Below are 15,447 nucleotides of genomic sequence, written 5' to 3'. Positions count from 1 at the left end.
GATGGACACCTCAGGACTCTGGCTGGACCGGTACGCTCAGACCCTACTTGCGTGAACACTGGAGGGCGGCAGCAATCTGTTGCCCGCCAGATGCATCCGACAGGATCGCTCAGCCCTCAATCCAGAGTGGCGCAGCGGAACCCATGGCTCACATTCTGATTCGCATCGATATCACTTCCGTGGGCATTCTTGAACTTGGGTGGGTTCGGAAGTCGACGATCACGCGCAAACGTCATTGAAGTGTGTACGAGAGAGTCGCCGCCCCGCTTGCTGCTCCCACGCAAGACCTTCTCGACGCCATTCCTGGGGCCGGCAGGATTACGGCTATCACCCCCGGAGTACTCTTCCTCATACCAATCCTGTACCCATTCATAGCCGTGGTCTATCATGTCGTACAGTCCGGCCGGGTTGGGAGGGAACTTACCCAGAGAGGTTCCGCTGCCGTCATCGTACTGGGGATAGCTCGCGACATTGCGACCATCATCGATACTGCCTGTATCGGTCGCAAATACAGCCATTTTGCCTCCCGAGCGCGCCGCAAATTCCCACTGCGCCTCGGTTGGGAGCGTAAGCTTCCGGCCTGATCCCTTTCCGGCCCACGTGCAGAAGTCCATGGCGTCCTGCCACTTCACTCCGGCGGCAGCCTTGAGGTCAGCACGATACAGATCAGCGTCGATTTTTGACGTCCCTACTTTGGGGCGGCCGGTTGCGTCCGTGAAGGCATCGAAATCCTCAATCGATACCTTGTGGGCCATGATCGAAAAGTCGTCCAGCGTGATCCTGCGGAGAACGTCATCATTCATTGCTCCGCTGTAGGGCAGTTTGTCCTCGTTGTGCACGGGGCCAAAATCGCCCATGAGGAACGTGCCACCCTTGATCGCAACCAGGTCCGAAATGATCTTCTGCTGCGTTTCAGCACCGGAGCCGCGCTTCGCCTGGGTGGGGGATGTTTCCACCTGGGCGGATGTGGACGTGGTGAATGAAAGGATGGCCAACAGCACTGCAGTGCGGAGGGTGGGCGTGGACATGAAGGATTCCTTTGGTCGGGCCATGCTCGCTGGAAGTGGATGCAGCGCGCCAAACGACCGCCGCGCTGCGGTGCGAGTACGCGCAGGCGATCACCTTGATGTTGGGTTGCCGCTGGGCACGGACTCGCTTGTGAGATCCCACGCAGGCTGCGTTTATGCGATCGGAATGAGCCGAGTCGAGCATGGCTCGACTCTACCCGTACGCGTCACATCGCCGGGCAGGCCGGGTCCTTGCCGCTCACCGCTGCACAGATCCTGCGGCGGCAATCCACCCCCTTCAACGAAGCAGGGCTCGGGCAGGCGCGCAACTGGGCCTGGATGTTCGATTCGGTGGAGGCGGACTTCTTGCTGGCCACGCGCTCGAAGGCCGCGCGCTCGTCTTCGGTGCGCTTGCGCTGGTCGGCCTCGATCTGCGCGATCAGGTCGTCCATGTTCTGCGGTTGGCTCTTGGCCTTCGCCTTGGTCTTGTCTTCTTCCTTGATGATGCCCAGCAGTGTGCCGAGCAGGTTTTCATCCTGCTTGCCCTTGCTGCCGGCCGCTGGAGCAGAGCTGCGGCTGCTGCTGCGCGCTGCCGGCGCCGCGCCACGTGAAGACGCCGCGGGCGCTGCGGCAGCGGTCGAGGCACCGGCAGCGGCCGTCGCGGCAGCAGCTTCGGCCGGAGCGGTCGCGTTCTCCATCGGTGCAGGTGCGGGCAACGCCGGATCACCCGCAGCGGCCGGTGCATCGACGATCATCGCGGCGCCATCACGGGGCGTACCTGCCGGAATATCCGGATGGCCGGTGGCATGGGGCGTTTCCGGGGCCAGGGAATACTCGCCGGGCTCGCGATAGTCATCGCTGCCGGACATGCCCCAGACGGTCAGCCCGGCGATGACCGCCACGGTCCCTGCGATGGCCAGCCATAGGCCGAGGCGACGGTTGCCGCCTGACGATGCGCGCGCAGCACGGGGCGACGCGGTTGCCTGCCGGCCCTCCATGTCTGCCAGAATACGGCCCGAATTCGGGGCCTGGCCTTTTGCCTGCGCTCCCCCTGAGAGCAGACTTGGCCGATTGATTCCGCCATTATTCAAGTGCATCCAGCCCTTGGTTTGAGTCGGCATCTGCCGAAGCGAATTTCCGCATTCTTAGTGAAAGGCGGTGGGGCGTCAACCAGATTACGTGTCAGGGAGGACCGGTGTTGCCAATCGTGGTTGCTGCCATTGCCGCTGTAGTGCTTGTAGCCGTGGTGTGCTGGGTGTTGTTGTTTCCCGAAACGGTGGAATCGCTGCGCCAAGCGCTGGCGCGCCGGCTGGGTGGATTCCGTCGCAGGGCGGGCCGGGTGGGGGATAAAGTCGGTCACGGCGTGACCCGGGTGCGCAGTGGGGTTCGTGAAGAAGCCGGTGCCGCACACAGTGCCCTTCGCCGCCATTGGCCGATTATCGCGATCGCGGCCGCAGCGCTGTTGATTCCGCCAACTGTGATATTGATCACACGTCAGACGGTGGTGCTCGAAGATTTTCGCGGCGATGATTTAGCGGAGTCGAGTTCGATGGTGGCGCAGTTGCTGCGGGGCGAGCGTCTGACCCCGCCGCCACCGCCGCCGCCGGAAGTATTCACCACCGCCGAGGTGCGTCGTCTGCGGCCCGAAATCGTGACGGCGGATCGCAAGTGGGACCAGATCGATGCCGATCTGCAGCAGCGCGTGCTGGCCATCTACGAGGTAATGCGCCGCCAGTATGGCTATGAAATGGTGTTGATCGAAGGCTATCGCAGCCCGCAGCGGCAGGCCGAGCTGATGGCCGGGGGCAAGGCGACACGCGCTGGCGCATGGCAGAGCTGCCACCAGTACGGGCTCGGTGTGGACAGTGCGCCGATCCGCGATGGCAAGCTGCAGTGGGACATGAACGACGAATGGACCAAGCGCGGTTACTTCCTCTACGGCGAGCTGGCTGAACAGGCTGGGCTGGACTGGGGTGGAAACTGGCGCAGCATCAAGGATTATGTTCACGTGGAAATGACATCGCGTTGCCGCGCGGCGCGTGCGGCCAAGCGTGAAGAACTGTCACGCCAAGGGTGATAACCACCGGGCGGTACTGGTATGGTTACGGCGATGATCTGGGTCGCCGGGGAACAGGGGGCGATGGAGCGCCAGGTCACACAGGATCAAGGAGCATGATGGATGGCACGACCGTTTATCGTCGTCGGTGACAAGCTCAGCCACGGAGGCAGCGTGGTGGCAGGCACCGGCCAGACCGACATCAATGGCAAGCCGGTGGCCCGGGTGGGCGACCGCGCCGTGTGCGCCGTGCATGGCGCGACCACGATCGTCAGTGGCGATGCCACGGTGATGATCGACGGTCAGCCGGTGGCGCGCGATGGCGACCGCACCGCGTGCGGGGCGACATTGATGGCCTCACAGGTCACTACCGGCCTGCGCTGAACGACGCGGTCGACGGGAGCAGCGCATGGAGCACGGCAACTGATGGCGGGATGGCTGGGCAAGGCAGCGTCGGTGGTGATGGTCTTCATCGCCACCTGGGGCGCAACGATTCTTTATTGGCGCAACAGCGGCACGGTACCGACCGGCATGCAGATGCTGGCCTATCTGGGCCTGCTGCCGGTAGGCCTGAGTGGCGCCGGCTTCATGCTGCGCAGTGCGGCGCGGCGTGGTGCCGATGCAGCACTGGCCAAGGCCGGCGATGACGCGCCCGGTCCGGTAACGAGCGCGACCCGTCACGCGGCAGAGCCTGCGCAGCAGGTGCCGGCCGTTGCGCTGCTGGCCGGCGAACTGAAGCTGGGCGTCGACCTCGACCCGCAGGCGCTGCTGGCGGTCGCGGCAGCGCCGCCACGTCCCGCCCTCGATGGCCGCTTCCGCGACAACTACAACCTGCCGCTACGGATGAGCGCTGCGCCGGGCCTGGACGAATTCGAGGTGCTGCAGGTGCGCCAGGACGGTATCGATACCGCCGCGCACGAGCGACGGGCGCTGGCGCTGCTGCAGCCGGTGCTGGAGCGCCTGCTGGAGGTCGCCTTCACGGCGCTGCCGGAGATCGAAGCCTCCGAAGAAGTGGTGGTGGCCGGCCTGCGCCGCCGCGATGAGCAGCGTGTGGAAAATGTGCTCACCCTCGAATTGCTGGTGCCGGGCAGCTGGTCCGATGCGCTGCGGCCGTGGGTGCAGGACTGGCTGCTGCAACAGGCGCGCGCGGCAGGCCTGGATGCGCGCCGCTTCGACGTATGCGTCACCACGCTGGACGGTACGCGCGAAGTCTGGCCGCACGTGCAGCGGGTGATCGACGCGCTGCATGCGTCGTCCACGCCGCGTTGGCATCTGCTGCTGGCGGCGGCGTCGAGCATCGATCCGGGCATCGTCTCGGCCTGGGAGGCCAGCGGTGTGCTGGCGACGGCCAAGGATCCTGACGGGCGCGTGCCGGGTGAGGGCGCCTCGGGTGTCCTGCTGGCCAGCACGCACGCCGCGCGCGAGGGGGATGGCCGCCTGTGGCGGCCGCAGCTGGTGCGCGCCGAACAGATTGAAGGCCAGCGCCCGGCCGAGCAGCGCCGCCAGCTGGCGGCGTTGGCAAGCCAGTGGCATGCGGCGCTGGGCGCTGACAGCGGCCAGGCCCGGTTCGTGCTGCACGACGCCGATCATCGCGGCGACCTGATGGTGGATGCCGCCGCCATCGCCGCAACCCTGGCCCCCGATCTCGATTTCAGTCCGCAGAGCCTGGCCCTGGCGCTCAGCGCCGGCGAGCTGGGCCCGGTGCTGCCGGTGGCCCAGCTGGCGCTGGCCCACGCACAACTGCAACGCCAGAGCGAACCGGTGCTGCTGCTCGGCGTGGCCGACAACCAGCAACGCCTGTTCGGCCTGGTCGACCCACTTCCTTCCCCGACGCTGGCGGCCGATGCGCCGTCGGCCTCCTGACCCCTGGATCCCTGCATGAGTTTGAGCAATTTCAGCTACTACCTGCGCGATTACCGTCTGTGGATGGTGATCGGCCTGGTCGGTGCCGCTGCGCTGGCCCACTACGGTGAGGCCGAGGCGCGGCAGATCGGCATCTGGGTGGCCATCGTGCTGGCCGGCCTGCTGGTGCTGGCACTTCTGGTCTGGATCATCAAGCGGATCCTCGCCCGGCGCGCGGCCAAGCGCGTGGAGGCGATGGTCAAGGATGAGGCGGACAAGGCGGTAGCCGGTGCCCAGCCGGCGCAGCGCGCCGATACCGAGGCGCTGCGCTCGCGGATGATGGATGCGGTCAAGCAGATCAAGTCCTCGCGGATGGGCGTGCTGAAGGGCAACGCCGCGCTGTACGAGCTGCCGTGGTACGTGATCATCGGCAACCCGGCGGCCGGCAAGAGCACCGCCATCCTCAACTCCGGGCTGCAGTTCCCGTTCGAGGACAACCGCGGCAACGTGGTGCAGGGCATCGGCGGTACCCGTAACTGTGACTGGTACTTCACCACCAACGGCATCGTGCTCGATACCGCCGGCCGCTACTCGGTCAGCGTCGAGGACCGCATGGAGTGGCTGACCTTCCTTGGCCTGCTGAAGAAGAACCGCCCGCGTGCGCCGATCAATGGCGTGATCATCGCCGCCAGCCTGGCCGAGCTGTCCGGCAGCAAGCCGGAATTTGCCATCGAGCTGGCCAAGAACCTGCGCCAGCGCGTGCAGGAAATCACCGAGCGCCTGGAAGTGTTCGCGCCGGTGTATGTGCTGTTCACCAAGGCCGACCTGATCGCCGGTTTCAGCGAGTTCTTCCGCAACCTCGATCCGGGCGAGCGCGAGCACGTGTGGGGCGCCACGCTGCCGTTCGATGTGCAGCAGCAGGGTGACGCGCTGGCCGCGTTCGACAGCCATTTCGATGAGCTGGCCGAAGGCATCAAGGAGATGAGCCTGACCCACATGGCGATGCAGCGTGGCCGTGAAGTGTCGCCGGGCCTGCTGTCGCTGCCGCTGGAGTTCGTCGGCATCAAGCCGGCGCTGCGCACCTTCATCGCCACCCTGTTCGAGGACAACCCCTACCAGTTCAAGCCGGTGTTCCGCGGCTTCTACTTCTCCAGCGCGCTGCAGGAAGGGCGCTCGGTGCATCACGCCTCCGAACGCGTCGGCCGCCAGTTCAACCTGGAGCGTGGCTCCAACGTGGACGAGGCACCGACCGGGCACACCGCGTTCTTCCTGAAGGACCTGTTCCGCAAGGTGATCTTTGCCGACAAGGAGCTGGTGCGGCAGTACTCCAGTCCGCACCAGAACCGCCTGCGCTATGGCGTGTTCCTCGGCGCGGTGGGCGTACTGGCGTTGGCACTGGGCCTGTGGACGTGGTCCTACACCACCAACGCGCAGCTGGTGGCCAATGCCACCAAGGATCTGGACCAGGCCGTGCGCGTGCAGAAGGACCGCATGGACCTGAAGTCGCGCATCGATGCGTTGCTGCTGCTGCAGGACCGCATGGAACAGCTGGACCGCTACGGCAAGGACGGTGGCATCACCACCCGCCTGGGCCTGTACCAGGGCTCGGCGATCCGCGACAAGCTGCTGCGCGAGTACAACCACGGCATGCAGCAGGTGATGCTGGCGCCGACCGTGGCCAACCTGGAGAACTACCTGGGCCAGGTGGTGGCCGAGCGTGACAAGCTGGGCCAGGGCAACAGCACCGCCGCCGAAAGTGAGGTGCTGTACCAGAACGCCTCGCCGACCAGCACCAACGACGCCTACAACGCGCTCAAGACCTACCTGATGCTGGGCAATCCCAAGTATGTGGAAGGCGCGCACCTGTCGCAGCAGCTGACGCTGTTCTGGCGCACCTGGCTGGAAGCCAACCGTGGCCAGATGAGCCGCGAGGAAATGGTCCGTGCCGCCGAGAAGCTGATGACCTTCTACGTGGCACAGGCCGACGCGCCGAGCTGGCCGCAGGTGCAGAACAAGGTCACCCTGGTCTCCGACACCCGCCAGGCGCTGGGCCAGGTGATGAAGGGCCAGCCGGCGATGGAGCGGGTGTATGCGCAGATCAAGGCGCGCGCCGGTGCACGCTTCACCACCACCACGGTCGACAACCTGATCGGTGTCGAGCGCAATGGCCGGATGATCAACGGCAACTACGCGATCTCCGGTGCGTTCTCGCGCAAGGCGTGGGAAGACTATGTGCAGGACGCGATCAAGGAGGCGGCCAACACCCAGCTCAGCACCACCGACTGGGTACTGGGCACCACCGAGCAGAGTGACCTTTCGCTGGCCGGCAGTCCGGAGCACGTCTCGCGTGAGCTGGTCAACATGTACAAGAACGACTACGCACGCGAGTGGAGCAAGTTCGTGCAGGGCCTGAGCGTGGCCGAGTTCAGCACCTTCGATGAGGCCGTGGCGCGCATCAACAAGCTGGGCGACGCCAGCAATTCGCCGCTGCGCATCCTGCTTGAGCGCATCAACGAAGAGACGGTGTGGGACAACCCGCAGGCGCTGGCGCGTTCGAGCAAGGCGCGCAAGGGCTTCGTGGCCTGGTTCCAGCGCACCATCCTGCGCAAGGACCCGGCTGCAACAGCGGCGGCCCAGCCGGTGGGACCGATCGGCAAGGCCTTCGAGGGCATCGCCCGCCTGACCAGCGAGCGTGGCGACCAGCCGGCGGTGATGACCGCCTACTTTGAAACGCTGGCCAAGCTGCGCGCGCGCCTGAACGCGATCAAGAGCCAGGGCGAGATCGGTGTGGGTACCCGCAAGCTGATGCAGGACACCTTCAGCAACGAGGGCTCCGAGCTGAGCGTGGGCCTGGCACTGGTCGACGAGCAGGTGCTGACCGGGCTGGACGAGAAGCAGCGCGAAGCCCTGCGCCCGCTGCTGCTGCGCCCGCTGACCCAGACCTTCAGCGCGTTGATCCCGCCGACCGAGGCGGAGGTCAACAAGACCTGGAAGGCGCAGGTCTACGATCCGTTCAAGGCGCGCATCGGCCAGCAGTACCCGTTCAACCTGAGCTCCGATGTGGACGCGGCACCGAGCGACATCGCCGGCATCTTCGGTGCCAGCGGCAGCATCGCTGCGTTCAACAAGGAAGCCCTGGGTACGTTGGTGATCCAGCGCGGCCCGCTGCTGGAGACCCGGCGCTGGGCCGGGCAGGGCGTGAACCTGTCGGCCGAGCTGGTGGCCAACTATGGCAACTGGGTCAGCGGTTCGGCGGCCGGTGCCGCGCAGGACACCACCATCTTCGAGATGCTGCCTTCGCCGGCGGCCGGTGCGCTGGAATACACCATCGAGATCGACGGTCAGGTGCTGCGTTACCGCAACACGCCGCCGCAGTGGACGACCATGCAGTACCCGAACGTCGGCCAGGTGCCGGGTGTGAAGATCACCGCAGTGACCGGCGACGGGCGTACCGTCGAAGTGTTCAGTGCGCCAGGCTCCAATGGTGTCAACCGCCTGATGTCGGCCGGCCAGGTCGAGCGCCTGGATGATTCGAGCCGGATCACCTGGACCGGCAATGGCGTGTCGGTCCCGGTGGAAATGCGCATCGTGCGCCGCGCCGGCGAAGCGGCACAGGGCGGCGGCGACTGGCAGCGCGGGCTGCAGTTGCCCGAGCGTGTGGCAGGTGGCGAGCCTGCTGCGCCGCAGGCGCCGGCTGCCGGGACGCCGGCTACGGCCCCCGCCGCACCGGCCCCGGCCGCAGGAGGTGCGCGATGAGCCGGGTGGTCAGTGCCGGGGTCTCTTACTTCGGCAAGGTGCCGTCGCGCGGCGATTTCGTCCGTGCGGCCGACAATCACCAGCTGCTGGGCTGGCTCGATCGCTGGGCCGGTGAGAGCCTGGAGTTGCTGAGCCAGAGCCCGGACTGGAAGCAGCGCTACGACGAGGCGCCGGAGATCCACTACGCCTTCCTCGGTTCACGCAGCAAGATGGTGCTGTGCGGCCACTTCCTGGCCAGCCGCGATGCGTCCGAACGGCGCTTCCCGCTGCTGTCGGCGCTGCGCCTGGATGCGCCCGAGCCGTTGCCGTTCATCGGCCGCAGTCCGTTGGCGATGTCCAACGCCTGGTCGGGCCTGGCCCGGCTGGCGCGCCAGGCTTACCAGGACAGCGATGCAGCGCAGGCGCTGGCGCAGCTGGCCGATGCCCGCTTCAGCATCAGCACCGACCCGGGCGACTACAACGGCAGCTTCCAGGACTTCCTGGAAAGCACCACCGTGGCCGACCTCGAACAGCGGCTGCGCGACTCCGGCCATGGCGACGTGGCCCTGCGCCAGGTCCTGCCTGCCCTGGGCCTGCTGCTGCAGCCGGTACTCAGTGGTGGTGACGTCAACATCGACAAGGCCCTGGTGTTCCCGCTCGTGCGCGAGCCGGCCTACCGCCCGTTGGTGGCCGCGTTCTGGCTGGATCTGCTGTCCAGTTTCGTCGCCCGCGGCGATTTCGAGCTGGCCGTGCTGATCCGCAACGACGCCGCACCGAGCATGATCGTCGGTTTCAACGGCGCCGATCGGCAGGTGCTGCGTGCGGTGCTGGACCCGGCTGAAGCCGGCGATTTCCTTATCCGCATCCAGCATTCGGAGTGGGTGGACGACTACCTGCGCGGCGACTACAACCTCAACCGCTTCGGCAGCTTCCTCGATCGTGACGACCTGGCGCTGGCCACCGCACGCAAGCTGTTTGGCGAGACTTTCCTGGGAACCTGACGATGCGCCTGTGCAATTCTTTCCATCTCGTGCTGCCGCTGCTGCTGGCCGCCGCACCACTGGCTGCCCAGAACGCGCCGGCTGCGGCAGCTGCAACGGCGGCCGGCGAACGGCCGGTGGTGATCGAGGGCGTGGTGCCCGATCAGGCGACCAAGGCCAAGCTGCTCAACAACCTGCGGGCGGTGTACGGGGCCGAGCGGGTGGTCGACCGTATCCAGGTGGAAACCATCGCCACCCCCCCGAACTGGGGTGACTATGTTGCCGGCATGATCAACCCGGGTCTGAAGCGGGTATCGCCGGGCAAGCTGGAGGTCAATGGCCAGGCCGTGCGCATCACCGGTGAAGTGGGCAACGAGGCCCTGCGCCAGCAGGTTGCCAGTGACCTCAGCCTGGCCAGCAACACCAGCTACACGGTGACCAATGCGCTGAAGGTGGGCTCGCAGCAGAATGTGCTGGACCAGACCCTGGCCAACCGCATCATCGAGTTCCAGAGTGGCAGCGCACGCCTGACGCCCTTCGGCATGAGCATCCTTGATGAGATGGTGGCCAAGATGGCGCAGATGCCGGACAGCCGCTTCCTGATCATCGGCCATACCGACAATGTCGGTCAGCGCGAGTCGAACCTGACCCTGAGCCACGCACGCGCGTTGGCGGTGAAGAACTACATGATGGCCAAGGGCATCCCGGGCAGCCACATGGACGTGCTGGGCAAGGGCCCGGACGAGCCGGTGGCCGACAACACCAGCAACGATGGCCGCGCACGCAACCGTCGTATCGAGTTCAAGATCCAGTAATGGCAGTGGGGAGCGGGGCAGGCCCGCTCCCTTGCTGAAAGCGCCGCCGGCTCAATCGTCCGGATTGACGTCCAGCATCTCTTCCATCTGCTCCAGCGTGCCGTGGTCCTTGATGACCCGCTTGAGCCAGACGTGCAGCGGCATCTCGCCCCAGCGCGCGGCCTTTTCGGCCAGATAGGCCACCGGGCTGTGCGGTTCGGTGCGGCGGAAGAATTCGGCGACCTGGCGCAGCTGCTGCAGCGCTTCCTTGCGTGAGCCGGGCGCGCCTGCAGGACCGCGCACCGCAGTGGCCGGCGGCGTGTCGAAGCTGATCGGCGCCTCGGCAAAGCCGGTGTCACCGGCGCCATCGGGCGCGGCTTCGGTCTCGCCGTCCAGCAGTACACCGGCATCGCGGGCGAAGCGCTGCACGGTGCGCTGCAGGTGCTCGAGCTGCTCGCGTACCGCGCTGAAGCTGGGGCCGTCCAGGCCCAGCCGGTTGTCCACTGCGGCCTGCAGTTCGGCCAGCGCCTGGCTGCAATCGGGCAGGTCATCGGCCAGCTGGCGGTAGAAGCCGTGCTGGGTATCGCGGCGGGCGGCATTGAGGATGTCCAGGCCGGGCCGGCCATCGTCATCCTCGCCACTGTTGGCGCGCGCGTGCGCATGCTCGAAATCGGTCAGGCTGAAGCGCCCCTGCGGCGCGGCGATGATCGGCACCGCACGCAGCCACTGCAGCGAGTTGGTCAGCAACCAGCTGAGGTTGCCGATGCGTTCCTCGAAGTCACCATCCGGTGCCTGCGGATGCACCGACTCCCAGTAGCGATCGCACAGGCCGGCAGTGACCCGGTATCCCGCCGCCAGCCCCTGGAATCCTTCCAGCTGGGTGGCCGCTTCGCTCAGCCAGCCGGCCAGGCGCAGATCCTTGGTACGGGTCTGCAGCAGGTCGTTGGACTCGCGCAGCACGCTGCTCCAGTCGGCGTACTTGATGTCGGTCTGCCACGCACCCTGGTCCAGGGTCGGGTCGTCGGCGCGACGGTTTTCGATGATCCGATCGAACTCCGCCGAGAACGACAGGTCTTCACCGGTCGGGGCGTGGTCCGAAATCGGGGCCAGCAGGGCTTCCTGATCCAGCATGGCAGGTCTCGTTGGGGACTGCCGATGATTCTAGCCGTTGAATGTGAATGCCGTTGCGGGTTCGGGGAAAGTCCCAATGCCTGAATACGGCTTCCCGGCGGTTATGTGACGGAAAGCGCAGTTTATCGCGTCATTCTGCGTCGTGATTTTGACGAACACCTCGATCTGGTAGATTTGAAGGCTGGAAACCGGCGCCGTGTACCCAGAGTCTGGCGTCTCCACTCTGGAAATGGCATGGATCAGCTGAATTACCTGATGACGCAGGCCGCCGATCTTGGTGACGGCCAGCGCTTGTATCGTCTGCAGTCCGGTGCGTTTACCGCATGCACCGTGGAACGCTGGCGTGGACGTGACGCGCTGGGCGAGGACGCATGGACCGAGGTCGATGTGCTGGCCACCGACGCGGGTGTGGCATTGGCTGCGCTGCCGGCCACGCGCGCCACCCTGGTCACCCAGCTCGCCGACGGCGGGCAATGGCAGCGCAGCGGCCTGGTGGCTGATGCCGCCCGGCTCGGCGGCGATGGCGGGCTGGTGCGTTACCGGCTGCGCCTGGTGTCCTGGACCTGGTGGTTGCAGCATGCACGCCACAGCCGCGTGTTCCAGGAGCAGAGTGTTCGCGCCATTGTCGACACCGTGCTGGCCGGGCACGCCGATATCGCACGCTGGCGTTGGGCCGAAGGCGTTGACGCCTTCCTCGGTACGCGTGTGCGCAGTTACTGCGTGCAGTACCGCGAAAGTGATCGCGATTTCCTGCAACGGGTGCTGGCCGAAGAGGGACTGGGCTGGCGGCTGTATGCCGACGAAGAGGCGCCCTGCGGTAATGCCATGGAGATCTTCGCCGACAGCGTCGCGCTGCCCGAAGATGCTACCAGTGCGGGAATCGGCGTGCGTTTCCATCGCAGTGATGCCACCGAAACCAGCGACAGCGTGCAGGCCGTTGGCCTGTGCCGGCGCCTGGCCAGCACCTCCGTCAGTGTGCAGAGTGACGATTACCGCCAGGTCCGTGCGCTGGCAGGGCAGTCGCCGATGGACGGGGGTGGCAGCGAGTCGGCGCGCGAAGATTTCGATGCCGTCGGCGCCTATGCCTTCAGTGACAGTGCTGCCGCCTCGCGCCAGGCCCGGTTGCTGGCACAGGCGCGCGAAGCGCACAGCCGGCACTGGCAGGGGCACGGCACGGTGCGCGGCCTGCACTCGGGCAGCTGGCTGCGCCTGCAGCAGGCCCCCGGTGCCACACCGCCGGAATTGTTGCTGGTCAGTGTCGATCACGCCGGCATCAACAACCTGCCTACCGACCTGCGGCGCAGCCTGGAGGATGCGCTGGGCGTGGCGCCGGCCGAGGGCGAGGACGCCGCGCTCTGGCAGCAGGCCGAAGCGGTGGGCTATGGCAACCGCTTCGATGCGGTCGAGCGCAGCCTGCCGTGGCGGCCACGGTTGCTCGATGGCACCGGCGCGCGACTGAATCCACGCCCGACCGTGCCCGGCTACCAGACCGCCGTGGTGGTGGCTGGCCAGGGCAGCACCGGCAAGGACCTGCATGCCGACAGCCACGGCCGCGTGCGCGTGCGCTTCCATTTCCAGCAGGGGCAGGGCGATGGCGCCCATGACAGCGCCTGGCTGCGTGTAGCGCAGCGCTATGCGGGCCCGGGGGTCGGCAGTCAGTTCCTGCCGCGCATCGGCCAGGAGGTGCTGGTGGGCTTCCTCGACGGTGATATCGATCGGCCCCTGGTGCTGGGCGCGCTCTACAACGGCCGCGGCGAAGCAGGTGTGGCGCCTACGCCTGCCGGAGCCAGCACCGAAGGCGACGTGTCGGCCTACGCCCAGGCCGCCGATGCACGCAACAGCGCGCAGGCCAATCTCAGTGGCGGCCAGGCGCCGGCCTGGCATGCCGGCGGTGCCGGTGACCAGGCGCATCGCCAGGGCGGCGCGCTATGGGGTATCCGCTCGCGCGAATGGGACGGTGGTGAAGGCAGCAACCATCTGCTGTTCGACGATTCCAACCAGCAGCTGCGTACGCAGCTGGCCAGCAGCCAGCAGGTTTCGCAACTGACGCTGGGCCACCTGCGCCACCAGGCCGACAACTACGTTGGCAGTGTGCGTGGCACCGGCTTCGAACTGCGCAGTGACGCGTGGGGCGCGGTGCGGGCGCCGGCGGGCGCGTGGTTCAGCGCCTATGGCCGGCGCCCGAACGCACCGGCGGGTGAAGCGGTGCAACCCTCTGCGCTGCTTGCCCAGCTGCAGACGCTGGGCGAGCGTTTCACCCGCGCCGCACGCACGCATGTGACCAGCCCGCTGGCGATGCAGGAGGGTGCAAAGGCGGCCGGGCAATCCCGCCTGGTGGCCGACCAGTCGCCGGTTCCGGCAATGCTGGCCAGCGTGCGCACTACCACTGGCGGCGATGAATTCGAGACCGGGAAAAGCGGCGCGAGCGAGCGCAGGCCTGACCCGGGCCAGGGCAGGGTGCCGCATCCAGGCGACCCGCTTCTGGGCCTGGCGGCACCGCAGGGACTGGCGCAGGTGGCGGGACAAACCCTGCATTGGAGCAGTGGTGAGGGCTTGCTGCTGGCCAGCGGTGCTGAAAGCGAAGCGGTGGTGATGGGGCAGGCGCGGCTTCATGCGGGGCAGGCCATCGGCGTGCTGGCCTGCGTCGTCGAGGGGGCCGGCGCCGGATCGACCGCGCTGGATGTGGTGGCCGGCAGTGAAATGCTCGACATGCAGGCGCACGCAGATCAGATCCGGATCCAGTCGCGCGCTGCGCTGCGGGGTGCCAGCGCGCAGGCGCCTGTCGAGCTGGCCGCTGCCACGGTGCTGCGTGTGGCGACGTCCGGCGGTGCCAGCCTGACCATCGCAGGCGGCAACATCACCATCGACTGCCCCGGAACCATCACCGTGCATGCGGCCAGCAAGTCGTTCGTCGGGCCGGCGCAGCAGGGGTATCCACTGCCGCAGTTCCCGCGCAGCAGCTGCAAGAGCTGCATTCTCGACGCGATGCGCCAGGGAACGCCGGGAGTGCTGGTGTGATCCATCGCTATGCCGTGATCGACAGCGCACAGAGACCGCATTTCCATGCGCGGCTGGAGCGCCTGGGCGCGCGCTATCGGTCGTTGTTCGAGGGCACGGCCGAAGCGGGCCTGCTGGATATCGCGCCGTTGCTGGTGGCCTGGCCGGAGGCGGCGCACACGCCGCTGGACACGGAGATCGGGCAGATGGGGGCGCAGAGGCCGGGTGTCAGCCTGCTGTGGAGCGCGCTGGAACTGGATGAACTGGCGCAGCAGCTGCGCGCTTTCCATCTGGCCAGGGTGCCCGAGAAGGGCGGCCGCGAAATGCTGCTGCGCTGGTATGACACGCGCATCCTGCCGGCCCTGCTTGACCTGTTGCGGCCTGATCAACGTGCCGCCCTGCTGGAAAACGTGCAGCGTCTGCAGTACTTCGATCGCTTCGGCGAACTGCAGCAATGGCCACTGGACGCAATGAGCGAGGCGGGGCTGCCGGCACTGCCACCTTTGCGCCTGGACGAGCATCAGTACGCGCGTCTGCTGGATGCGTGCGAGCCGGATGTGGCGATCGCGCAGCTCCGCCGGGTGATTCCCGATGAGATGAAAAAGGTGCCGTACCGATCGCTGTATCCGTTCATCGTCGACCACCTGCAGGACACGGTTGCCCACGGCGTGGACCAGGTGGACGATCACGTGCAGTACCTGCTGCTGGCGCTGTATACCTCCGGCGCCTGCCGCGCGCATCCTGCCGTGCAGGCACGGTTGGCGCAGCACGCAGGAACCTGCGAGGTTCCTTTCGCGGACTGGGCATCGGCCCTGCCGGAAGACATCTGGTTGACCGGCGTTCCGCTGTGGGACGCCACCCGCGTTGCGTCGCGTGCCGTTGCAGCACCCTCCAGGACCTGAAGA

11 protein-coding genes are annotated in these 15,447 nt (G+C 66.8%); 8 read left to right on the top strand and 3 right to left on the bottom strand.

All coding sequences use genetic code 11. The features are described from left to right. Nucleotides 1–116: 116 nt before the first annotated feature. Entirely contained in the window at nt 117–1,028 is a 912-nt protein-coding gene (locus C9412_RS06405) for an SUMF1/EgtB/PvdO family nonheme iron enzyme (protein ID WP_181358746.1), read from the bottom strand. Nucleotides 1,029–1,234: 206 nt separating this feature from the next. Beyond that, on the bottom strand, nt 1,235–1,909 hold the full coding sequence (locus tag C9412_RS06400) for a hypothetical protein (RefSeq protein WP_146160176.1): 675 nt from the start codon (nt 1,907–1,909) through the stop codon (nt 1,235–1,237). 293 nt (nt 1,910–2,202) lie between these two features. Here C9412_RS06400 and C9412_RS06395 point away from each other — a divergent pair, with 293 nt between their 5' ends. The 6 genes from C9412_RS06395 (at nt 2,203) to C9412_RS06370 (ending at nt 10,435) form a co-directional block, all read left to right on the top strand. Beyond that, a complete protein-coding gene (locus tag C9412_RS06395; protein WP_258190042.1) occupies nt 2,203–3,084 on the top strand; it encodes a M15 family metallopeptidase in 882 nt (293 codons plus the stop codon). 102 nt (nt 3,085–3,186) lie between these two features. Next, entirely contained in the window at nt 3,187–3,447 is a 261-nt protein-coding gene (locus C9412_RS06390; protein ID WP_107230853.1) for a PAAR domain-containing protein, read from the top strand. A gap of 42 nt (nt 3,448–3,489) precedes the next feature. After that, the gene (locus C9412_RS06385) at nt 3,490–4,926 is read left to right on the top strand and encodes a hypothetical protein (protein ID WP_107230852.1); all 1,437 of its coding nucleotides are present in this window, start codon (nt 3,490–3,492) and stop codon (nt 4,924–4,926) included. 15 nt (nt 4,927–4,941) lie between these two features. Further along, nucleotides 4,942–8,661 (top strand): type VI secretion system membrane subunit TssM, encoded by a 3,720-nt coding sequence (tssM, locus tag C9412_RS06380; RefSeq protein ID WP_107230851.1) that lies wholly within the window; start codon nt 4,942–4,944, stop codon nt 8,659–8,661. Continuing rightward, nucleotides 8,658–9,641, top strand: coding sequence for a type VI secretion system-associated protein TagF (gene tagF / locus C9412_RS06375; protein ID WP_107230850.1), 984 nt, complete (start codon nt 8,658–8,660; stop codon nt 9,639–9,641). The genes tssM and tagF overlap by 4 nt, the downstream gene beginning before the upstream one ends. Before the next feature lie 2 nt (nt 9,642–9,643). Beyond that, entirely contained in the window at nt 9,644–10,435 is a 792-nt protein-coding gene (locus C9412_RS06370; RefSeq protein ID WP_107230849.1) for an OmpA family protein, read from the top strand. 51 nt (nt 10,436–10,486) lie between these two features. Here C9412_RS06370 and tssA read toward each other — a convergent pair whose 3' ends face one another. Beyond that, a complete protein-coding gene (gene tssA, locus C9412_RS06365; RefSeq protein WP_107230848.1) occupies nt 10,487–11,545 on the bottom strand; it encodes a type VI secretion system protein TssA in 1,059 nt (352 codons plus the stop codon). Between the two features lie 234 nt (nt 11,546–11,779). Between tssA and C9412_RS06360 the strand changes: the two genes are divergently transcribed. Beyond that, entirely contained in the window at nt 11,780–14,563 is a 2,784-nt protein-coding gene (locus C9412_RS06360) for a type VI secretion system Vgr family protein (RefSeq protein ID WP_258190040.1), read from the top strand. Continuing rightward, nucleotides 14,560–15,444 (top strand): DUF4123 domain-containing protein, encoded by an 885-nt coding sequence (locus tag C9412_RS06355; protein ID WP_258190039.1) that lies wholly within the window; start codon nt 14,560–14,562, stop codon nt 15,442–15,444. The genes C9412_RS06360 and C9412_RS06355 overlap by 4 nt, the downstream gene beginning before the upstream one ends. The last annotated feature ends 3 nt before the right edge of the window (nt 15,445–15,447 follow it).

Origin of the sequence: Stenotrophomonas sp. Nf1 (genome assembly GCF_003028475.1) — a bacterium.
Classification (GTDB): Bacteria; Pseudomonadota; Gammaproteobacteria; order Xanthomonadales; family Xanthomonadaceae; genus Stenotrophomonas.
This window is presented reverse-complemented; position numbering and strand designations above follow the sequence as displayed.